Genomic DNA, 20,404 nt, shown 5'->3' with positions numbered 1-20,404 from the left:
TAATAATATTCAAAAGGAAAGGTTAACTATGAAAAACACCAAATTGGTAGGTGCAGTAGCACTGCTTGCTTCGCTAGTTTCAGGTCATGCATTGGCGGGTTCTGAACAAAAGAAACTGACATTGATGTTGGATTGGTTTGTGAACCCGAACCATGGCCCAATTGTGATTGCTCAAGAGCGTGGTTACTTTGCTGACCAAGGCCTAGAGGTTGAAATCCAAGAGCCAGCTGACCCAAGCACTCCAGCGAAACTTGTCGCAGCAGGTAAGGTCGATTTAGCCGTAACCTACCAACCAAGCCTAACTATGGATGTGGCAGCAGGCTTGCCTCTAGTTCGCGCATCAACTCTTATCGCAACGCCACTGAACACGCTCATGGTTTTAGATAACGGCAAGAACGATTCGCTAGCGGATCTTAAAGGTAAAAAAATCGGTATTGCGATTGCTGGCAACGAAGAAGCGACTATCGGTACTATGTTAGCGCAAGAAAACGTTGCTTTTACAGATGTGCAAACCATCAATGTCGGTTGGGCACTTTCATCTTCATTGGCATCGGGTAAGGTAGATGCCATCTGGGGTGGCTTGCGTAACTTTGAAACTAACCAATTAGCACTTGAAGGTTTTAAAGCTAAGGCATTCTTCCCTGAAGAGCACGGTGTGCCCGCTTACGACGAGCTTATCTTTGTTGCGAACGCAAAGAAACACGACGACGAAGCAATCAAAGCCTTCAACAAAGCATTGGAACAAGCAACGACTTACATTGTGAACCACCCACAAGAGTCATGGAGTGAGTTTGTGGCGTATTCACCAGATACGTTGAATAACGAGCTTAACCAACGCGCATGGAACGACACATTGACTCGCTTTGCACTTCGCCCTTCTGCTGTAGATATGAAGCGTTACGACGATTACGCACAGTTCATGTTCGACAAAGGCATCATCAAATCACTACCAAAAGCCGCTGATTACGTACCGACTTTTGACTAAGGAATCTCATGAAATACCAAGACTTAATCCAAGCCTGTCAGCAAGATTGGCAAGACTACACTGAGCATTATTTTGTTAAAACGCTGGCAAACGGCACGCTCGCTCAAACATGTTTTCTGCATTATTTGAAGCAAGATTTTCTGTTCCTGAAGCAGTATGCCCGTGCTTATGCGTTGGCGATTTACAAGGCAAAAACACTGGCTGATATGCGCCGTGCATTGCCAAGTGTTCATGCTCTATTGGATTCTGAAATCTCTCACCACGTGACTTACTGTGGTCAGTGGGGTTTAACCGAATCTGATTTAGAAAACGAGCCTGAAGATTTCGGCACTGTTGCCTACACGCGCTACGTTCTAGATGCGGGTATGACGGGTGATCTTGTCGACTTATATGCGGCACTGGCTCCGTGTTCAATCGGTTATGCCGTGATTGGTAAAGCGCTGTTAGAAAGCAGTGATACTGTTTTGGAAGGCAACCCATACTCAAGCTGGCTGCAACTGTATGGCAGTGAAGAGTTCCAGTCTGGCGTAGCAACGGGCGCGGAATACTTCAATCAGTTGCTTGCTGAAATTGATATCAACAGCGAACGCGGTCAGAACATCGTTCATATCTTCAAAACGGCAACGCGTATGGAAGTGGCTTTTTGGCAGCAAGGGCTGAACGCTCTTGATGATTCAACAGCGGCTTAAAAGCGACTTTCACGAATAAGGATTTACCCATGCTTACTGAACAAATTATTCAATCGCTACGCGCAGTACGAGAGCAAAAACCACTGGTTGTGAACATCACTAACTATGTAGTGATGAACAACACGGCCAACGCGTTATTGGCGATTGGCGCTTCGCCTATTATGGCGCACTCGCAACAAGAACTGGCAGAGATGATGTCTTTCTCTGGTGCTTTGGTGATTAACATCGGCACGCTCGACAGTGTTTGGACGCCAAGAATGTGTTTTGCTGTTGAGCAAGCGAACGCGAACAACAAGGTTGTGGTTCTTGACCCTGTGGGTTGTGGGGCAAGTACGTTGCGTACCGAGACTTCTCGTGAAATTGCACGCTTAGCCGATAAGTTGATCATTCGTGGTAACGCGTCTGAGATTATCGCGTTAGCGGGCGAACAAGCGCAGAGCAAAGGCGTTGATGCGCTTGATAGCAGTGATGCTGCGTTAGGTGCTGCACAGTGCTTAGTGGCTGAATACGGTGCAAATGTGGTGATATCTGGTGAGACAGATTACGTTGTCACCAAAGACAGCGTGGTGACGTTAAACAATGGACACCAAATGATGCCGTATGTGACGGGTATGGGGTGTACTTTAACTGCATTGACGGGTGCTTTCGCGGCTGTTGGTGATGATAGTGGTTTAGCTGCAGCAGCGGTATTAGGCGTGGTTGGTGAAATCGCGGCTGAAAACTCTCGCGGCCCAGGTAGCTTGCAGATGAACTTGCTTGATGAGTTGTATCAGTTAGACGAAGAGACTCTGATTCAACGCTTGAAGATTCAGTAGGGTTAACCGAACTCTAAGCCACAAGCCTAACTTAAATCTCTTTAGATAAAGAAAAGCCCCCGACACTTATGTGCTGGGGGCTTTTTATTATTGCTTTGGAACTGTGCCAGCTGTGTATAGACTGGCTGGCTAGGTTCTAAATCGATTCACTTGGCTCTCTAGGTGGTGAGCAACCTCAGTTAAGTCGCTGGCTGCACCTGAAATGCTGCTGACTGATTCTTGGTTACTTTGCGCGATGGTGTTTGCACCTTGCGCGTTCTCACCGAGTGATTTAGTGAGACGATCCTGCTCATCAACTGACACTGCGATTTGGCTGTTGGCTTGGTTCAGGTCTTGGATGTGTTGATTAATCACATGTAAATTCTGAGAAGCTTGCTGCGCCTGCGTTGAAGCGTCTGAAACCGTGCTGTGGCTCTCTTTGATAGACTCTAACGCATCTTTAGCGCCACGTTGTAGTGAGGTGATGAGCTCATCAATCTGGCTAGCAGAGTCTTGGGTACGTTTAGCGAGCGTTCTTACTTCATCGGCTACTACTGCAAATCCGCGACCTTGTTCACCTGCGCGCGCAGCTTCAATAGCCGCATTCAATGCCAACAGGTTGGTCTGCTCAGAAACGCCTTTGATTACTTCAAGAATGGCACCAATGTTCATCGACTCTTTGTGTAGGTCAGTCACTTTCTGGCTGCTGACCTGCATGCTTTCATCGGCGCTGCCAATTTCATGCAGTGTTTTGTCTACTTCTTTGAGTCCCATCGCCACATTCTCGGTTGCTTGGTTAGCAACTTGAGACGCGTGGTTAGCACTTGCAGCAATTTCTGATGTGCTGGAAGCCAATTGATCAACGGCAAAAGAGATATTTATCATCTCGCTATTCAATTGTGTTGCGTTGGTCGAGCTGTTATTGGTCACTTGATTGAGTGACTCCGACATCTCACCAATACGCACGCTAGAACGGTTCACTTGGCCAACAATATCGCGCAGAGATTCAATGGTGATCTCCATATTAGTCAGCAGTTCGCCAATCTCATTTTTGCTCTCAATGTTCACTTCCACATTCAGGTTGCCCTGAGAAAGCTCGTTGGTGATCTGTTTAACTTGTGCGATGCCTTTAGTAATAGAGCGAGTCACCAACACGGCGCTCGTCATGCCAATAACTAAAGCCACACCCGTCAGCAATATGATGATTTGAATCGAGCGCTTTTCGCTGGCTTGCAGTTCTGGTGTTAATGCTTGTTTCTGTTGTTCTAGAATGCTCTGAGCATCAGCTACCGAAATCGCTAAGCTGTCACCAATAGAGGCGAGGGTAGCAGTTCTTTGCGTGTTCTCAATCATCTGTTGATGAACTTGCTCAAAGCCCTTCGCGTACGCTTCCCGTTGGTTAGAGAAATCTTCAATCAATTCACTTTGATAAGGAGATGATTTAAGAGACTCAATATCGCCCTCGATACCTGGCAGAGCATATTCAAAGATGTCTTTACCGGCTTCGTAGGTTTTGAGGTCGTTGTTGTTCGAGTAACTCAGTACAGTGATCTTGGCGGCGAGGAAGTTCTCCATCAACATGCCCGCATATAAGCTCGCGTTTGGATCGTTGTTGTTGTAAGACTCATACAACAAGCTCTGCGCGGCTTTTAGTGCGTTAGTTTCTCGTGTGACCATCTCCACGTTCACTAACTGGTCAATGAGCAGTTGGCTCTGTTTCATTGATCCATAAGCCGCATCAAAAGCTGCAACGCTGTCTTGCACTAATTGCAGGCTCGACAAGCTATCAGTATTGGTGGTGGTTTGGATTAAGTTGTTCAGCAGTTCATCAATCGCAAGTTTGCTCGATTGATAATTCGCTTCGTATTGATCATCCAATGACTCTAAGTAACGTTCAGAAGCTAAACGCATCTGAAGAAAGTGCACTTGAATGTTGCCTGACAATGTCGCCTTGTGGCTGAGTTCACTGTACTGGCTAAAGCCGTTCGACAAGGTTTGAATACCTTTGTAACTCACAAGGCCTGAAATGACGAAAAAGAGCAAGCAGATGGCATAACCCAGCTTGATCTTGAGCGCTATAGAAAGGTGACGCATAACTATCCCTATATTTACCTGATTCCTTCATAGGGGAGTATTTCATAAAACAGCATTCTGGGCATGCTAAAGCGAATAGTTTGTGTAATAAGTAACGCTTTTGTTAGAAAAATCGGGTTTTTCGACATGCTTTCAACGAGTTGCGTATTTGAATTCAACCGCCTAACATAAGGAATTAAGTGCTAACTTCCATGCATAGGATGTGATTTGTCGGTAAAATGGCAGAAAACCAATTTTAGAAATTGACTTCAAAGGTACGCGATGAACCCTTATAAACTTTATCTGGTGACTGACGACCAACAAGATCTAGAAACGCTTAAATTCGTGGTTGAACAAGCGGTTGCTGGTGGCGTCACTATGGTTCAAGTAAGAGAAAAACATGGGGACGTAAGAGCGTTCATTGAGCGTGCAGAGGCCGTTAAATCGGTTTTAGCTGGAACGGGTGTGCCGCTGATCATTAATGATCGAGTCGATGTGGCATTAGCCGTTGATGCCGATGGTTTGCATCTGGGGCAATCGGATATGCCTGCAGAGTTAGCACGTAAGCTGATTGGTTCAGACAAGATTCTTGGGTTATCAATTGAAACTGAACAGCAGCTACAACAAGCAGATAGTTTGCCGATTGATTACATTGGCCTTAGTGCGCTGTTTGCGACACCGACCAAGACAAACCTCAAGAAACACTGGGGTTACGAAGGTATTCAAATGGCGTTAGAAACGACCAAGCTTCCGATTGTGGGTATCGGTGGAATCAACGAGTCGAACATTCCGCAGTTGGTTAACACAGGTATTCATGGATTAGCCTTGGTCTCAGCGATATGTCACGCTGAAAGCCCAAAACAAGCGACGCAGGATTTGCTGTCCCTAATGGGCGAGTGAAGGGGTAGAGACTAGAAAACAAATGAGACTCGTCATTTGTTTTCTAGTTAGAGCGCATTAAAGCGCTCGATGCAGTAGCCAGTAAAATTTGTGGTCTAACTTACTGAATACACAGAGCAACCGTGCCGATGACCATAAGAACGATCGCAGCGTACCAACCGTATTGTGCTGTTTTATCAGCCACAAACACCTTAATGTAGTTGATCTCTTCATGCGCCATTGCGATGAAGTCCGTGTAGTTAATCGATAACTCACGGCTAGCTTCTTTTAGGTCTTGTTGAAGCTTGTTGAAAGACTCATCGATGAAGCCCTTTGTTTCCGAAGCAGACGGAGTAGCAGTTAACGCTAGGCTATTCCAAACCGCCATACGCGATTCATATTCGCTTTCACTGACACAATTAAGTACGCGTAAATCATACTCGCGTTTGTTACGCTCTTTACCCATTTTCTCAGGGCAAATATTTCTTAAAACGTTCACGACAAATCTTCCAAAAGGTTCATTTAGATATAAAAAAGCACTCAAATAGCGCTCATAAATTGGGTGCGAATTAATATTCAAAAAGTGATCTATTTGAAACCGATATAAGCAACGGCAAGGCTGAGCGCTTATCTGGGAGATTTGAAGTTGGGTCAGTGGTGTTAAAGAGCGATTTGGGCCTGTCTATATTCGTTTGAAAAGACAAACCCGTTGGGATCGCATAGTAGTTATGTCACTTTGGGACATCAACTAGGGTGTTTTATCCACACGACAAAGATATTTATCGGCAAGATAAGCAGAAATGAGGTAGCGGTGGTGTGTTCCATGCCGATATTGAATCTCTGAATTGACGATGTTTTGAAAATAGAGATGATTTGTAAACAGGGGAGGCTAGTTGGCTTGCCATTGATTGTACTGCAGTGAGTGCCCCTTAAGCTGCTCAATAAGGCTGGTGAGAACTGGGCCATTGATGTGGCTGCGAGAAACTAAACAACCTACTGGAGTAATCCAACCACCATGCTCGTGTGAGGCAGGTAACGCCACAATATCGCCTTTTTGAATGCCTTCCATCACCATCATCTCGGGCACATTTGCCCAACCCACGTTTTGTTCAACGAGATCAACAATGTTCTTGTGGTTGTTCGCATACCAACGCATCGAGCTAATACCATAGGTGAACCACAGTTCGCGCTGCTTTGAGCTGCGATGCACACATTGGCGATAGCGCTTTAGGTCTGAGTCTTGTACAACGGACATGCGACTCAGTTCGTGAGTGGCAGAGCTAACAGTTAGGAAACGCGCTTGGCCCAGCAAAAAGAAATCCATATCGACCTTCAGTTCGCCATCCGCGTAGATGATGCCAATCTGTGCATTTCCTCGTCTTACTAGGTCTTCAACATCAAAGGTTGAGGTGGTAATGATATCGAAGTGTGTGATTGGAAATTGATCGGCGAGTGAGCTGATTATCTTAATGAAGTTCTTATCTATGATGCTTTCATCAACCGCAATGATCAGTTCGTGCTCATCTTCTTGGGTCAGCGATTCTACTTTTTGATCGAAGTACTTTTGCTGGTCAAGAATGGACTTAGCCACAGGCAATAACGCTTTACCTTTGCTGGTTAAAACGGGGATGTTTTTCTCTCGGTTAAACAGCTCTTGGTCAATGGCAATTTCGAGGTTGGCTATCGATTGGCTTACCCCAGACTGAGCTCGTTTCAGTTTGCGAGCGGCGGCAGAGAAAGAGCCACTTTCACACACCGTGACGAAGACTTTTAGTTGCTCAAAACTGTACATGTTATCTCTCGCTCAATACAAAATGGGGTACTTATACTTAAGCTATCACTAAACGTGATGGCTGTTAACTTTCTCTTATTGTTTTCGGTGACATAATTTCGGTAAGTCCACCATGTTATAAATTGCTATAGGAATGTATGAGTACGTTAGAGAGAGTTTTCCACTCGGTGTTGTTTGAAGTATTGGCCGTCACACTGTCAATTATAGGTTTAGCGATATTTACTGATCACGATGTGAATGCCTTATCAGAAACCATGATAGTTGTTGCGACCATCGCGATGATTTGGAACTACTGTTTCAACCGCATTTTTGATCGCTACTTCACGGGTGAAAAATCAAAGCGTTCACTCAAGTTACGTGTTTTTCATGTTGTGCTATTTGAGGCAGGCTTGCTGGTGGCGACGATCCCAGTGATGGCTTACTTACTTGATGTGGGGATTTGGCCGGCATTTTTGATGGACATCGGCGTGACCATTTTTATTACCATTTACGCGTTTGTGTTTAATCTGATTTATGACCATGTTCGAGCATTCTGGGTACGCAGAGGGGAGCTAGCCGTTCAGTAATCTACCAAGTCAGTATACACGAGCTTGGCCACTAACCGTTTGTTTATTCGTTATTTTGACGGAGATATTCGGTTAGTAGGCCTAGGTAACCCATCGTTTGTTCTGCTATCTTAAATAAGGTGATAATTTGAGTGCTTGAAAGAACAGATTAAGAGGAAAGGATGCCAGATACCTCTCAGATAATGACAGTGGTAGATAAGAAGGAAGTCGAGCTGTTCGCGGAACTGTTCAAACATATTGATGGTGAAATCTACACCTTACTACGCAGTGCCCAAATCCCTAATGATATTCTCACCAGTAATGACCATTACGATTATCTCCCTGAGACAACGGTTAAGAACGTGGTCAAGATTATGGGGGAATCTGCGTCGAGAGAAGAGTTTTCGCTGTTTATGTGGAGTTTTTGCAAGCAAACCTATGTACCAAGGTTTGTGGCTAAGCTAAGTCAGCAGGATTCATTGAAAAGCGCGCTAGACCAATTTGGTGAGCAGCTGAAGCTAGTATCCAATGGTGCGAATGTCTATACCAAGCAATCAGGAGGCAAGTGGTGGTTGGTTCGCGAGAAGCCGTTTACTAACGCGCCTTGGTTTAAGTTCGCTGAGCTGTTCTCTGTCATTTTCATCAACGAGCTACTTTTAGTATTAACGCAAGGGCGTTGGAAGCCGTCTGAGGTTGGCATTCAGAATGGCGATCTCGAATGCTTTCAATCTCTACCACAAATGGGCAGTGCTCAGTTTTATACGCATAGGCCGGTCACTGCCTTTGAGATCCCTGAAGATATCATGCTTGCACCGATTGTTTTACCCCAAATTGCTCAAGTACCAGATCTCACTAAGCCTTTACCTAGCTCATTCTTGAGCGCTTTTAAGCTTGTTATTAAACCTTATCTCACGATGGGTAAACTGCCAATTAGCTTAGCTTCTGAGATTCTGAATATTCATGTCAGAACGATCCAGCGTCGATTGGAAAGTGAAGGGGTGGTCTACAAAACCTTGATTGAAGAGATGGTTCTTGAGCAGGTTTTAGAATTGCTTAAGCAGTCAGATCTATCGATCACGCAAGTAGGTGCGAAAATGGGCTATTCCGATTCTTCCCACTTTACCCGAGCGTTCAAACGACAGATGAACATGACGCCAAGACAGTACCGAAAAGAGCACAGCTAAAACCAGTAAGTAAAAACAGGAGCCTGCACGCAGAATTATTTATTGTCACCAAATGGCCATTTATCAACCTTGAATACTGGCAATATCACTACTAAGTTATTGAATGTGGATGAGTTGTTTTTTTTAGCGAGTTTCGCGACCAATAAAAACATCTTTGAAACCTCATGACACTCATTAGTAGTTACGGAATCGTTATGGGAAGTGGACGCCACTAACAAACGGAATCAAGGTGTAAAAATGAAAAATGCAGGCTTAAAGCTCTCTGTTGTTGCTCTTTCGTGTTCATTTGCTCTTTCTGCAAATGCAGCATCAACGCTATTTACTAACGTCGATGTGTTCAATGGTACTGAAAACAAATTGTACGAAGACCATCATGTATTAGTCGAAGACAATCTTATCAAACAAATCTCTGCGAGCCCGATAGAGGCTGGTGACGCTGTAGTGATTGACGGCGAAGGCAAAACGTTAATGCCAGGTTTAATCGAAGGCCACGGACACTTATTGCTTAACGGCGGTAACCTAAGCGACCACGAAAACAACCGAACGATCGAAGAGTTAGCCGCGCGAGCGACAGTCAACGCGAACGCCGCGTTTCAATCGGGTTTCACCACGTGGCGTGATGCTGGTGGCTTGAATACTGGCTTACGTAAGACTATCGATTCAGGCATGTTGCCGGGCCCACGACTTTACACATCAGGCGCATTTATTGGCCCGACGGGTTCGCATGCCGATTTCAGTAACCTAACCACGGCTAACCAACACTTCTTTGGTTCATCGACCAGTATGGCGCGAAATAGCGTCAGCTTTAATGCCGACGGTATTACCGAAATCAAAGCGGCTGCTCGCCAAAACTTCAAGCAAGGCAATACGCAAATTAAGATCATGTCATCAGGTGGTGTGGCATCATCATTTGACCCTTGGCAGCTGAATGCGATGTCTGCGGAAGAAATTGAAGCCGCCGTTGAAATTGCTGATGCGTATGGCTCTTACGTGATGTCTCACGCTTACAGCAAAAAAGCGATCATGCGTAACTTGGATGCGGGTGTTAAAACGATCGAGCACGGTTTCATGTTCGATGGCGATATCGCCGACAAGATGGAAGATAAAGACGCCTACATCACAACTAACATGACCGCGTTTTCACCTTACCTGACACAGATCGAAGCGATTAACTCGAACCCAGCCTCTAAGCGTAAAGCGGAGTCGGCAACCAAAGCATTCAAAGACTACATCTCGAATGTAAACAAGTACCAACCGAAATGGGGTTTCCACACAGACTGTGTTGGTGACGTGGTTTCTTGTATCAAACAAACTGACCATACGATCTTCCTTGCGGGTAAAGAGTTAGGCAACTTCTTCACTTTGAAAGGGATGACATCGGTAAACGGTGAGATCGTTAAGTTATCTGGCGTGATGGACCCATACCCAGAGGGTAAGTTAGGCGTGATTGAAGCGGGCGCATACGCCGATATCATTATTGTTGAAGGCAACCCACTTGAAGACTTGTCAGTGATTGGGGCAAACGAAAAATGGTTTGATGCAGAGCCGCGCAGCCCTGAAATCGATACCATCAAAGTCATCATGAAAGACGGCAAAGTCTACAAAAACACGCTGTAATTCAGTTCGACAACTCAGTTAAAAATTAAGCTTTAATGGGTGACCTATTTGGGTAGGTCATCCCTCTTCAAGGTGTTCTATATGCAAAAAATGCTTTCTCTTATCCTGTCGGTGGCATCACTTACGGCCGTTGCTTTACCTACTTTTGCTGAAACAGCGATGAATCTTGAGTGGCAAGATCTGAACTCAGAGTCTCACGAAATGAAAGTAGAAATGCCGGATCTCACCGATCAACAAATGCGTCTATTACAAGGTGTGATAGCAATGAGTGCATCAGAGGAAGAGCAAGCTCAACAACAGGCTTTATTATTTAAACAAACGCTAAAAGAGCAAGGCGTGGACGCAGACGAAATGATCGCACTGCGTGATGAATACATGCAAACCATGAAAGCAAACGCCGAAGCTATTACGACAGAGTTTGATGGCAAGAAAGTACGAGTTCCCGGTTTCATCGTTCCACTGGAATTCTCAGAGGGAATGACAGCAACAGAGTTTCTGTTAGTGCCAGTGGCGGGTGCGTGCATCCACATGCCACCGCCTCCTGCAAACCAGATTGTGCGCGTGTCTTTTCCTGAAGGCTTTCAGGTACAGAACGTTCAGTATCCAGTGTGGGTAGAAGGTGACTTTAGCTCCAACAAAGTGACTGAAGAGGTCTTCCTAGTCGATGGTAAAAGTAACCTCACCATGGGTTATGAAATGAAAGCTTCGATGATCGAAGACTATTATGAAAAAGAAAATTAATGGTTGTCATCAAATGACAATTTTCAATGTGAGTAATAACTAAAATAAAACTAACTTAAAAAGCACTGGTGACATGATGAACTCAAGATTTTCTAAAGTAAGTATCGCAATTGTGATGGCGGCTAGCCCAATGAGCGGCGTTGTTTACGGCGCTAACTTTGAAGGCCCAGATTCTGTTGAAAATACAATTGCAGAGCAGAAAGCACAAAAGAAATCTTGGAGGGAGTCATTAGCTGAGGATGGTTTTACATTTGGTGCAGATTACTTTGCTTTGGGGCTGACCTCAGGAGATGGGGTTGGCGGCGATAGCGTTGATGCATCGTCGGGTGTGGCTCGATTATACGGTTCATGGCATCTATACGGAAAGGACACACAGAACTCAGGTAGCTTAGTTTGGAAGGTGGAACATAGACATGCCTATGGTGATACTGCGCCAAAAGACTATTCATTCGGCCCACTTGGCTATGTCGGTTCAATTGGCCCTGCATACAGTGACCAAGGGTTTCGTGTTACGGACTTAAATTGGAAGCAAAAAATTAACGATGGCAAAGGCACTATTGTTGTCGGTTGGCAGGATGTAACTAACTATGCGGATGTTTACGCTCTAGCAAGCCCATGGTCTGGCTTTACTAATTTGGCATTCTCGACAGGCTCTGGTGCGATGGGCTTACCTGATGATGGTGTACTTGCGCTTTCTGCTGGTCATATGTTGGGTGAGAATTTTTATGTGGTCGGTGGTATCGCGGACGCAAAGGGTAAATCAGATGACATTTTTGATGGCTTTGATACCGCTTTTGGCAGCGATGCCTCTTACTTCACCACACTGGAGTTAGGCTGGACGGCTTCGCAAGAGCAGATCTACACCGATAACTTCCATGTGACTTTCTGGGACTTTGGTGACGATACTCGTCATAGTAATAGCCTTGCTGCGGAAGGTGGCTCGGGCGTTAACTTCTCATGGAGCCAGTTCATGACTGATCAAGTGATGCCGTTTGTGCGAGGTGGTTTCTCTGAAGGGGATGTTGCCCTTTACGATAAGTCTATTTCTGTTGGTATGGGGTACTTTGGATTAGGAAAACCGACCAACAACCTTGGTGTAGCGCTAAACTGGGCGGAAGTGAATGGTGATTCTTTTGCAGCTGATGCGAAAGCTATAAGCGGTAGTACAGAGCAGTGGACAGCAGAGATCTACTACAACATGCAGTTTGGTGATCATTTCCAAGTCACGCCTGACATCCAGTATATAAAAGATCCTGCGTTTTCAAATGAAAGTAGCGCTTGGGTGTTTAGTATTAGAGCGAGAGTCTTTATCTAATTCCGCTACTTATTATCTTGTTTAGACCTAAAAAGTGAGCCCATGGTGGCTCACTTTTTGCTTTCCTGCGTGTCATCCAGCGTTAATTAGTTCTTATGAACAATCACTTCGCCTATCAGAGTTGTAAACAGTCATTCACTGGGTATGGCGTATTATGGTAAGTTCCCGGTTTCAGAATGATCCAAGATAAGACTCCAATTTAGACAGAGGCGCATATGATTATTCATTTTAGAATCCAAGACGTAGAAGAACTTTGGGGGGCCATCGATTTAGCAACGCTCTTGCAGTTGGAACTGAGAGCAGTATCAAACACACCGTTAACTCTCTGATTGAATTAGTTAAGTTACCAATTACACTTGAAGCATAAGTTTGAATGGAGTCAACTTAATGCTTTCACCCCTATCGCACTATCCCCGTTCTATTATTCTGCTCTTAATGGGCCTCAGTTCTTCCTCGGCCTATGCATCCAATGAATTGATTCAGAACCGGTTAGAGAAGATATTTTCTGTGTCAATTGCGCTGACTGACAGCGATGCCATTTCAATTGGCTTTGTGGATTTTGATCCTAATTCGTTTATCAACTTAAACGACAGTGGTTTTGGATCCGATAAAACCATCGATACTCGAAGCCAAGTGAGTGTGGGCTCCATCCCTTACTCTTCCGTGATTAAAACGGATGACCCTGACTTTGACCTTATTTGGTCTGTGCGAGGGTCTTATGCGCTTTCTGAACAGGATATTGAGATTTCATCAGATGTGACTCCTGACCGTCGTGTTAACCCAAATGAAGACTCGGTATTGGGCCTGTATGGCTTTTTCGGAGGACAAAACCATTTAAACCAGCATTGGTCTATCGCCTATGGCTTAGGCACTCACTTGCTCTATTACCGCAATAAATACGAATACAACAACAGCTACTCTCAAGCATTTCAATCTCAGCTAGACGGCTACGCGTTGAATACATCAGCATGGGCGCTTGTTGCAGAACCTTCAGTCAAACTTCAATACTTGCAACCAAAGGAGTGGGGCAGTTGGAATGTGTCTTCCAGAGTTCGTTACTTTTATGGAACAGGCTGGGGCGAAGCGAACGATGGCGATATCGGTAACCCAGAAGGGATGCGATTCATTAATGAACTAGAGTTTAGGCAAAATGTAGCGCTCGATGCTTGGTCGCTTAATAACCCTCAAATCCACTATAACTTAACAAGAATCGATGTTGCGGGTGATTTGACGGCTCCTTTAGATACGCACTATTACTATGAATTCGGGGCCGGATTAGTATTTGATGTGCCTTACGATTCTTACTTTTTTGACAACTTCGGGATTGGAATTAACTTCAATTATGGCAGCTCACTCAGTGGCGGTAGCTTGCTATTCTTACTCAATAATTAGCATAAGTTGTTGATCTTAATGGTACTCATATAATTTGAATTTGTATGTGTCGTAAAATGGTAAATATCTTAATTAAAACTTAGCCATCATAGTCATTCGCCCATCACCAGAGCAAACTATGAACAAGTTAAGTTATGACCGAAAAATGCCGCTATACGTGGTGTCTGCACTTGTCCTCAATATGGCATTTAGCTTGTGGTTGCTGAGTATTGCTTCTACGCCAGCCATGTTTTTTTCGGTGTGTGCGTTGTTTTTACTTAGCACTCTTATTACCGCACGCCTTTATCGACATGAAATGGCTCAAAGCAAGAATAACTTGTCGGAAGCGATCATTGATGGTGTCGCAGGTTTTATTGTCCTCGATAGTCAATTGAGGGTCATACAAGTGAATCAACAATTCTCTCGGGTTTCAGGTTATGCCTTTGACCAAGTCGAATCTCGTCCGATTTCTGATCTCTGTTTTATGAATAACAGCAGCCTAATCACGACCATTACTCGCTCACTGAAGGAAAACCAGAGATGGAAAGGTGAGTTGAGTGGCGTCAGTCGACTTGGTGAGCAGTTTACCGTAAACGTTGTGGTGGAAAAGCTAACTGAAATTCTGCCGCACAATAACAAGTACGTGGTGACCTTTACGGATATTAGCCGACGCAAGATATTGGAGCGTCGATTAAGAATGCTGGTGGAAACGGATTCACTGACAGGGTGCTGGAATCGACGCCGCTTTGATAACGACTTAAAACATTATTCTAACCTGGCAGAGCGTTATGGTTACACACATTCCTGTTTGGCGTTGATCGATTTAGATCACTTCAAGGCTATCAATGATAATCACGGTCATGACCAAGGTGATTCAGCGCTGAAAGAGGTCGCTGAACTGTTGAGAAACAACAGCCGAGACACTGATATCGTCGCGCGAGTAGGCGGAGAAGAGTTCGCTATCTTGATGCCTGAAACCAATTTGGCAGAAGCGTTTGAGGCGATGTATCGACTGAAAGAAGTGATTACCAAAGGGACAACATTGAACCTGACCGTGAGCAGTGGTGTGTCTGAAATACAGGCGCAAGCCGAAGCGACCTATCGCAGTGCAGATAAGGCACTTTACCGCGCTAAAGGTAACGGGCGAAATAGAGTGTGTAGCTCTAGCCCAGGCTGTGCTACTCCAATTGCCCTTGGTTAGATGTAGGCCGTGCTTGGTTAATCAATCGAGCGAAGCCTAAGCCGAGATTGAGCGTTGGTAAATCTTCGGCGTAAGGCCAGACACACGCTTAAATGCACGAGAAAAATGAGAGATGTTGGTGTAACCGAGTTGGCTAGAAATGTAGGTCAGCGTGTGGCCTTCTTCCATCAGCTCGCAAGCTACAGAAAACATCAGGTTCTCTTTGATCTTTCGATAAGTGGTGTTTTCATTCTTGAGTTTGCGTTGGAACGTTCGCACTGAAAAGTTGAGCAGCTCTGCCGCCTCTTCAAGAGAGAGGTCTTGTTCTTTCATGTACGGTTTTAGAAGCTCATAAATACTATCGGTAAAGCTGGTATGCCACTCAATAAGTGTCGGTTTTGTACTGAGGTCTTTAGACGTAAGACGGATTGGGAGTTGTAAGATCTCATCAGGAATCTGCACAGCAGTCGACGAATGATCAACAAACAGTTGGCAGTTACTTGATACCAGTGTTTTGACGACATCGATGTCATGCCCTTGCAAGCGAACTTTAGTCGGTAACCATGGTGATTGCGATAAAATGGTTATTAACTCGATGATATAAATAACAGCGAAAGCTTCGCCCCATTGAAACATAGGGGAGTTGTCTTCCGGGGCTGTCCGGCAAAACCAGTTCTGACCGTGTTCTTGGATAAACTCGACTTTGCTGCCTGGTGAATCATAGGCAAAGATTGAATTGATCTGTTTTAGTGCATCGCCAATGGTTTCGAATTCGGTAAATTGATGCAAGACATTTGGGATGATTCGACGTCGAAATGCGAGTCCAAGAATATCGGTGAACCGAGATACGCCAAGTTGGGCGGATGTCAGATAAATCAAACGTTTAATCGATTCTGATGGCACAAAGTCGCTTTCTGATTCAATGAGATCGGGCGGTAAACCAGAATCTTTGAGCAAAAGGTGGAGGTCGAGACCATAGTCAGAAAAAACCTGAACCAGAATTTTGGCGTAGTTCGTTTGAATTACCGGGACTTGGTAGTGACTAGAGCTCATTGGAATACAATCCTGTATATATTGTCGCACTATTAGACGTGCATATCATTTGCAACGTTTTGTTTACTAAATCTAACCCTATTTACTTGAGTTTTCCATCACCGGGCTTATTTTTAAAGTATTAATTTTGTTGATGTTAGTTATCTAGAAGGGAGTCCCATGTCAGAAGTCAACGGGAATGCGCAAGAAGCCAAGGAAGAAGTTGGCCAGCAAGAAAATGGAAAAGACAAAGTAAGAAAGGTCACCAACTACTTATTGTTGTTCGTAGCGTTCATGTTGATCTTCAGTATCATTTCAGACCGCATCATCCCTATTACTGATAATGCTCGTGTCAAAGGTTATATCGTTCCAATCAAACCTGAGGTGTCGGGTAAAGTGCTCGATATTCTTGTTCAACCTAACCAACTGGTTAATCAAGGCGATAAGCTAGCCATTTTAGATGAGTCTGATTACCAAATAGCCGTACAACAAGCCGAGCAAAATTTAGAGATTGCAGGCCAAAATGTCGGCGCTCAAACCGCGAGCATTGCTTCAGCACAAGCGAAACTCACCTCAGCCATTGTTGAAAGACAAAATACCAAACTGCAAGCTAAGCGTGTTTTAGAGATGGCCGATAAAGGTGTCGTTTCTAAATCAGATGCAGATAAAGCGCGAGCAGCATTAGCGACCTCTAGTGCGGCGGTTGTGAATGCAGAAGCTGACCTTGACCGTGCTAAGAAACAAATGGGTAAAGAAGGCGAAGAAAATAGCCAAGTGAAAGCGGCGTTGCTGGCACTTGAACAAGCTCAATTGAATCTAGAACGCACCGTGATTACTGCGCCGACACAAGGTGGTGTCTCTAACTTTAGCCTGTCTGAAGGTTTCTATGCATCAGCAGGGCAAGCAATCATGACCTTTGTTTCAACCGAAGATATTTGGATTGAAGCTTATTATCGAGAGAACAGCCTAGGTAATGTAACGGTCGGTGATGAAGTTGAAGTGGCGTTAGATTTCGCACCGGGCAAAGTGGTAAAAGGGCGCGTAAGTAGTATCGATTGGGGTGTTGATTGGGGGCAAAATGACCAAGCAGGTAAGCTTGCTCAAGCTAGCCAACAAACGGGTTGGTTGCGCCAAACACAGATGCTTCCCATAACCATTGAATTTGATAATGAAGAAGTGACAGGCATGCTCCGAGTGGGTGGTCAAGCGGATGTGATTGTTTATAGCGGCGATAACTTTGTATTCAACGCGATAGGCAAAGTATGGATTCGTTTGATTAGCGTATTGTCTTATGTCCGATAAGCCGATTCCTGACCAACAAACAAAGCAACGGATCCTGCGATTTACGGTCGGGGTCACGTTGGCTGTTTTCTTGGCGGCGTGGATAAACTGGCCGCTTGCGTTTGTGGCGCCAGTGTTCACAGCTAAGTTCTTAATTGATAAACCAAATCTCCATAAAGAAACGGTCTACGAATTGCTCTTGGCCGTTGTGGTGACAATGGGGTTAGGTTTATTACTGTCGCGAGGAATTACCCATTATCCAATCCCATTGCTGATTTTAGTGGGGTTAATGATGCTGTGGGGTTACTACTTGTTTGTCGACCCAAAATGGAACCTGTTTGCCACCATACTGTTGATTGCGGTTTTGATGTTGCCATTCATGGCGATTGATAACCCCGGCGTTTCAGTCATGCTGGCCTCTGGCTTAGCGACCTCTGGTGTGGTTTCAGTCATGCTTTTTGCGTTAGTGCATGTGTTTTTCCCTGAGCCAAAATCGGCGTTCTCAGGCTTCGCTGCTGCGCCACTCGAAAAGAAACAGCGTTGGTATGCGGCCTTTAAGGCGATGATTATCTCCTATCCTGTGGTGTGTTTTTTCTTTATTTTTCAAATATCTGAAGCTTTACTGACAATGATGTTCATTGCGTTGTTATCGTTGATGATTACGTCAGAGAAGTCGATAAAGTTGAGCGCTTTTCTGGTGATAAGTAACGGTATCGGGGGATTGCTGGCGATTGCTGCTTTTTCAATTCTTTCTATAGTACCCAACATTGTCTTCTATTCTTTGTTTATAGGACTTATTGCCATTCTTATGGCTACCAAGATCTACACGGTTCCCGAAAAAGCACCTATTTTCGCCACTGCATTTAGTACGTTGCTCGTACTGGTTGGTAGCACGTTGATGAGCTCCGGTGACATCGATAGCAACACTCTTATACGCATATTCCAATTAGTGTTAATTGGCATATATATGATTTTGGCTTCTCTATTCCTAGAAACACGGAATTGGAAGTTTCTACAAAATCAGTCTTAATTTTGTCTAACAAGGACGTCTCATGAAGTTAACCGATGATTTTTCAAAACAGGCGATAGACGCTGCCATCAAGATCGCAGCGATTGCCATGCTCGTGTATTGGTGTTTTTCGATTTTGCGCCCATTCATTCTTCTGGTGATATGGGGTGCGATCATTGCGACTGCGTTGTATCCAGTGGCGGTCGCAATTTCAAATAAAACCGGGATGTCGAAAGGTAAAGCCAGTGCATTGCTGAGCTTTATTGGTGTGATTCTTCTATTTATTCCTTTGGCGGCGCTTTCTTCTGGTATCTACACCAGCGCGACTGACCTGATGACAGGGCTTCAAGATGGCACATTGTCATTGCCTAAACCGAAAGAGTCCTTACAAGATATTCCATTCATAGGTGAGAAGGTTTATTCAACCTTGGTTGCCGCCTCCAACAATATTGAAGGCACTTTCATAAAGTATGCGGATGAACTTAAACAGTTTGCGACGAAAGCGGCTTCTGTTCTTGGCTCGTTAGGTGGCGGCTTTATTCAGTTCATCATCTCTACCATCATTGCGGGTGCATTCATGAGTAATGCCGATAAATGCAAAACCGGCGTGACTCACTTAGTGGCGCGTTTAACGGGCGGTAAAGGTGAAGAGTTGGTAGAGCTCTCTAAATCGACCGTGCGAAGCGTTGTGCAAGGTGTGATTGGTGTGGCTGTGATTCAATCCATGATGTCGGCAATCGGTTTGGTGATTGCAGGCGTTCCAGCAGCTGCGTTTTGGGCGCTAGCTGTGCTGCTCATTGCGATAATCCAACTTCCACCGATTCTCGCTCTATTACCGGCGATCATCTACATGTTCAGCGTTGAATCGACACTGGCGGCGAGCTTGTTCTTAGTGTGGTGTATTTTGGTGAGCGGCAGTGACGCTATCTTAAAGCCAGTATTGCTGAGCCGTGGCTCTCACATTCCAATGTTGGTAATTCTATTGGGTGCACTGGGCGGAATGGCGATGTCAGGCATCGTCGGTCTGTTTGTCGGTGCTGTGATACTGAGTTTAAGCTATGAGCTGATGATGGCGTGGCTTGGACTTGAAGAGAAAAACCAACAAGAAACTGAGAAAAAACCTGCAGAGGTCGAGGGAAAATAGATGAAGCCAGTCTCTAAAGACGACAACTTCTATTTCTTATTCTATGCACTGTTGGTGTTGTTTCTTGGTTGCGCGGTGATGCAGCAGTTTTATCCGCAAGGCCAGAAAACAATCCTATTTCTTATCATTATTACGTTGGCGAGTTCAATTGCCGGTATTCATAAAGAGCGAGCCTTGTATCGCTCTTGGTATGGGCTTTTATTGATTACGGCGCTCGTGTCTGGCGTGTTTTCATTTTTGGAAGGCTATAACCTGTCGATAGTGACGCTATCGGCGTTGGCTGTGTTCTTGTTTTCACACATTTACTCGGCGTTGAAGCAGGTGATGAAAGCCAAAACGGTGACACCCAATCACATCATCGGCTCCATCTGTATTTACTTGTTGCTAGGGTTTGCTTGGTCGACCATCTACTTGTTAATTTTAGAGATCTTTCCTAATGCCTTTAACGGGTTAGAAGAGCAAGTCTGGCTGACGAACTTGTTTAATGCGATGTACTTTAGCTTTATCACCTTGACTACGGTTGGTTACGGCGACATATCACCAGCTCTGCCTATTGCTCAATTCTTTGTGTTTATGGAATCCATTATCGGCAGCTTTTACTTAGCTATCATGGTGGCGAGTTTGGTGAGCATTCGACTTGCACAGTCTCAGTCCCAATAGAGCATTTACAAATAATAGAGCACATACAAACAAGCCCGGCAATCGCCGGGCTTGTTCTATTTGTGCGCCGAGCATGGCGTTGATCTAGGAGGTGAAAGTCCTCTACGGGCTCA

Annotated in this window: 19 protein-coding genes; 15 read left to right on the top strand and 4 right to left on the bottom strand. The window is 44.9% G+C overall.

Annotated features, from left to right (window positions below):
- The first annotated feature begins 28 nt into the window (after positions 1–28).
- Genes AB6D58_RS18455 through thiM form a run of 3 tightly spaced genes read left to right on the top strand, consistent with a single transcriptional unit; the run spans position 29 to position 2,489 of the window.
- The gene (locus AB6D58_RS18455; protein WP_102394455.1) at positions 29–985 is read left to right on the top strand and encodes an ABC transporter substrate-binding protein; all 957 of its coding nucleotides are present in this window, start codon (positions 29–31) and stop codon (positions 983–985) included.
- An 8-nt stretch (positions 986–993) separates the two neighbouring features.
- Complete coding sequence (gene tenA, locus AB6D58_RS18450; protein WP_102394454.1) at positions 994–1,674, top strand: thiaminase II; 681 nt, start codon at positions 994–996, stop codon at positions 1,672–1,674.
- A gap of 29 nt (positions 1,675–1,703) precedes the next feature.
- Positions 1,704–2,489 carry a hydroxyethylthiazole kinase gene (gene thiM, locus AB6D58_RS18445; protein WP_102394453.1) on the top strand — a complete coding sequence of 262 codons (786 nt, stop codon included), beginning with the start codon at positions 1,704–1,706 and terminating at the stop codon, positions 2,487–2,489.
- A gap of 129 nt (positions 2,490–2,618) precedes the next feature.
- Here the strand turns inward: thiM and AB6D58_RS18440 are convergent, their stop codons facing one another.
- The gene (locus AB6D58_RS18440) at positions 2,619–4,562 is read right to left on the bottom strand and encodes a methyl-accepting chemotaxis protein (RefSeq protein WP_102393600.1); all 1,944 of its coding nucleotides are present in this window, start codon (positions 4,560–4,562) and stop codon (positions 2,619–2,621) included.
- Between the two features lie 261 nt (positions 4,563–4,823).
- Here AB6D58_RS18440 and thiE point away from each other — a divergent pair, with 261 nt between their 5' ends.
- Positions 4,824–5,441 carry a thiamine phosphate synthase gene (gene thiE, locus AB6D58_RS18435; RefSeq protein WP_102393601.1) on the top strand — a complete coding sequence of 206 codons (618 nt, stop codon included), beginning with the start codon at positions 4,824–4,826 and terminating at the stop codon, positions 5,439–5,441.
- Positions 5,442–5,541: 100 nt separating this feature from the next.
- On the opposite strand, the gene AB6D58_RS18430 is transcribed toward thiE, so the two are convergent.
- The gene (locus AB6D58_RS18430; protein ID WP_017064409.1) at positions 5,542–5,886 is read right to left on the bottom strand and encodes a hypothetical protein; all 345 of its coding nucleotides are present in this window, start codon (positions 5,884–5,886) and stop codon (positions 5,542–5,544) included.
- Positions 5,887–6,309: 423 nt separating this feature from the next.
- Entirely contained in the window at positions 6,310–7,212 is a 903-nt protein-coding gene (locus AB6D58_RS18425) for a LysR family transcriptional regulator (RefSeq protein ID WP_372157988.1), read from the bottom strand.
- Between the two features lie 137 nt (positions 7,213–7,349).
- Between AB6D58_RS18425 and AB6D58_RS18420 the strand changes: the two genes are divergently transcribed.
- The 7 genes from AB6D58_RS18420 (at position 7,350) to AB6D58_RS18390 (ending at position 15,186) form a co-directional block, all read left to right on the top strand.
- Positions 7,350–7,778: a PACE efflux transporter gene (locus AB6D58_RS18420; protein WP_102393603.1), complete on the top strand. Its 429-nt coding sequence runs from the start codon at positions 7,350–7,352 to the stop codon at positions 7,776–7,778.
- Positions 7,779–7,960: 182 nt separating this feature from the next.
- Positions 7,961–8,941, top strand: coding sequence for an AraC family transcriptional regulator (locus AB6D58_RS18415; protein ID WP_102393622.1), 981 nt, complete (start codon positions 7,961–7,963; stop codon positions 8,939–8,941).
- A 237-nt stretch (positions 8,942–9,178) separates the two neighbouring features.
- Positions 9,179–10,558 carry an amidohydrolase family protein gene (locus AB6D58_RS18410; protein WP_050619673.1) on the top strand — a complete coding sequence of 460 codons (1,380 nt, stop codon included), beginning with the start codon at positions 9,179–9,181 and terminating at the stop codon, positions 10,556–10,558.
- Positions 10,559–10,639: 81 nt separating this feature from the next.
- A complete protein-coding gene (locus AB6D58_RS18405) occupies positions 10,640–11,299 on the top strand; it encodes a DUF3299 domain-containing protein (RefSeq protein ID WP_102393604.1) in 660 nt (219 codons plus the stop codon).
- A 115-nt stretch (positions 11,300–11,414) separates the two neighbouring features.
- Positions 11,415–12,614 (top strand): carbohydrate porin, encoded by a 1,200-nt coding sequence (locus AB6D58_RS18400; protein WP_372113179.1) that lies wholly within the window; start codon positions 11,415–11,417, stop codon positions 12,612–12,614.
- A gap of 387 nt (positions 12,615–13,001) precedes the next feature.
- Positions 13,002–14,006 carry a Solitary outer membrane autotransporter beta-barrel domain gene (locus tag AB6D58_RS18395; RefSeq protein ID WP_054545669.1) on the top strand — a complete coding sequence of 335 codons (1,005 nt, stop codon included), beginning with the start codon at positions 13,002–13,004 and terminating at the stop codon, positions 14,004–14,006.
- 118 nt (positions 14,007–14,124) lie between these two features.
- The gene (locus tag AB6D58_RS18390) at positions 14,125–15,186 is read left to right on the top strand and encodes a sensor domain-containing diguanylate cyclase (RefSeq protein ID WP_017061905.1); all 1,062 of its coding nucleotides are present in this window, start codon (positions 14,125–14,127) and stop codon (positions 15,184–15,186) included.
- A 36-nt stretch (positions 15,187–15,222) separates the two neighbouring features.
- Here AB6D58_RS18390 and AB6D58_RS18385 read toward each other — a convergent pair whose 3' ends face one another.
- Positions 15,223–16,218, bottom strand: coding sequence for an AraC family transcriptional regulator (locus tag AB6D58_RS18385; RefSeq protein ID WP_017072267.1), 996 nt, complete (start codon positions 16,216–16,218; stop codon positions 15,223–15,225).
- 159 nt (positions 16,219–16,377) lie between these two features.
- Here AB6D58_RS18385 and AB6D58_RS18380 point away from each other — a divergent pair, with 159 nt between their 5' ends.
- From AB6D58_RS18380 to AB6D58_RS18365, 4 genes are read left to right on the top strand one after another with little or no spacing between them, the layout of a single operon-like run.
- Positions 16,378–17,499 carry an HlyD family secretion protein gene (locus tag AB6D58_RS18380; protein WP_017072266.1) on the top strand — a complete coding sequence of 374 codons (1,122 nt, stop codon included), beginning with the start codon at positions 16,378–16,380 and terminating at the stop codon, positions 17,497–17,499.
- Positions 17,489–18,508 (top strand): DUF2955 domain-containing protein, encoded by a 1,020-nt coding sequence (locus AB6D58_RS18375; RefSeq protein WP_372157982.1) that lies wholly within the window; start codon positions 17,489–17,491, stop codon positions 18,506–18,508. The genes AB6D58_RS18380 and AB6D58_RS18375 overlap by 11 nt, the downstream gene beginning before the upstream one ends.
- Before the next feature lie 22 nt (positions 18,509–18,530).
- The gene (locus AB6D58_RS18370; RefSeq protein WP_017068458.1) at positions 18,531–19,631 is read left to right on the top strand and encodes an AI-2E family transporter; all 1,101 of its coding nucleotides are present in this window, start codon (positions 18,531–18,533) and stop codon (positions 19,629–19,631) included.
- Positions 19,632–20,291: a potassium channel family protein gene (locus AB6D58_RS18365; protein WP_017061900.1), complete on the top strand. Its 660-nt coding sequence runs from the start codon at positions 19,632–19,634 to the stop codon at positions 20,289–20,291.
- Positions 20,292–20,404: the final 113 nt, after the last annotated feature.

Origin of the sequence: Vibrio sp. 10N.239.312.D08, assembly GCF_041466145.1 — a bacterium.
GTDB lineage: Bacteria > Pseudomonadota > Gammaproteobacteria > Enterobacterales > Vibrionaceae > Vibrio > Vibrio crassostreae_C.
Note: the sequence above shows the minus strand (reverse complement) of the source record. Positions and strands in the feature narration are given on the sequence as shown.

Bases quoted from the DNA above. Each gene is read 5' to 3' on its own strand.
- AB6D58_RS18455 (WP_102394455.1), top strand. From the start codon at position 29: ATGAAAAACACCAAATTGGTAGGTGCAGTAGCACTGCTTGCTTCGCTA.
- tenA (WP_102394454.1), top strand. From the start codon at position 994: ATGAAATACCAAGACTTAATCCAAGCCTGTCAGCAAGATTGGCAAGAC.
- thiM (WP_102394453.1), top strand. From the start codon at position 1,704: ATGCTTACTGAACAAATTATTCAATCGCTACGCGCAGTACGAGAGCAA.
- AB6D58_RS18440 (WP_102393600.1), bottom strand. From the start codon at position 4,562: ATGCGTCACCTTTCTATAGCGCTCAAGATCAAGCTGGGTTATGCCATC.
- thiE (WP_102393601.1), top strand. From the start codon at position 4,824: ATGAACCCTTATAAACTTTATCTGGTGACTGACGACCAACAAGATCTA.
- AB6D58_RS18430 (WP_017064409.1), bottom strand. From the start codon at position 5,886: ATGGGTAAAGAGCGTAACAAACGCGAGTATGATTTACGCGTACTTAAT.
- AB6D58_RS18425 (WP_372157988.1), bottom strand. From the start codon at position 7,212: ATGTACAGTTTTGAGCAACTAAAAGTCTTCGTCACGGTGTGTGAAAGT.
- AB6D58_RS18420 (WP_102393603.1), top strand. From the start codon at position 7,350: ATGAGTACGTTAGAGAGAGTTTTCCACTCGGTGTTGTTTGAAGTATTG.
- AB6D58_RS18415 (WP_102393622.1), top strand. From the start codon at position 7,961: ATGACAGTGGTAGATAAGAAGGAAGTCGAGCTGTTCGCGGAACTGTTC.
- AB6D58_RS18410 (WP_050619673.1), top strand. From the start codon at position 9,179: ATGAAAAATGCAGGCTTAAAGCTCTCTGTTGTTGCTCTTTCGTGTTCA.
- AB6D58_RS18405 (WP_102393604.1), top strand. From the start codon at position 10,640: ATGCAAAAAATGCTTTCTCTTATCCTGTCGGTGGCATCACTTACGGCC.
- AB6D58_RS18400 (WP_372113179.1), top strand. From the start codon at position 11,415: ATGGCGGCTAGCCCAATGAGCGGCGTTGTTTACGGCGCTAACTTTGAA.
- AB6D58_RS18395 (WP_054545669.1), top strand. From the start codon at position 13,002: ATGCTTTCACCCCTATCGCACTATCCCCGTTCTATTATTCTGCTCTTA.
- AB6D58_RS18390 (WP_017061905.1), top strand. From the start codon at position 14,125: ATGAACAAGTTAAGTTATGACCGAAAAATGCCGCTATACGTGGTGTCT.
- AB6D58_RS18385 (WP_017072267.1), bottom strand. From the start codon at position 16,218: ATGAGCTCTAGTCACTACCAAGTCCCGGTAATTCAAACGAACTACGCC.
- AB6D58_RS18380 (WP_017072266.1), top strand. From the start codon at position 16,378: ATGTCAGAAGTCAACGGGAATGCGCAAGAAGCCAAGGAAGAAGTTGGC.
- AB6D58_RS18375 (WP_372157982.1), top strand. From the start codon at position 17,489: ATGTCCGATAAGCCGATTCCTGACCAACAAACAAAGCAACGGATCCTG.
- AB6D58_RS18370 (WP_017068458.1), top strand. From the start codon at position 18,531: ATGAAGTTAACCGATGATTTTTCAAAACAGGCGATAGACGCTGCCATC.
- AB6D58_RS18365 (WP_017061900.1), top strand. From the start codon at position 19,632: ATGAAGCCAGTCTCTAAAGACGACAACTTCTATTTCTTATTCTATGCA.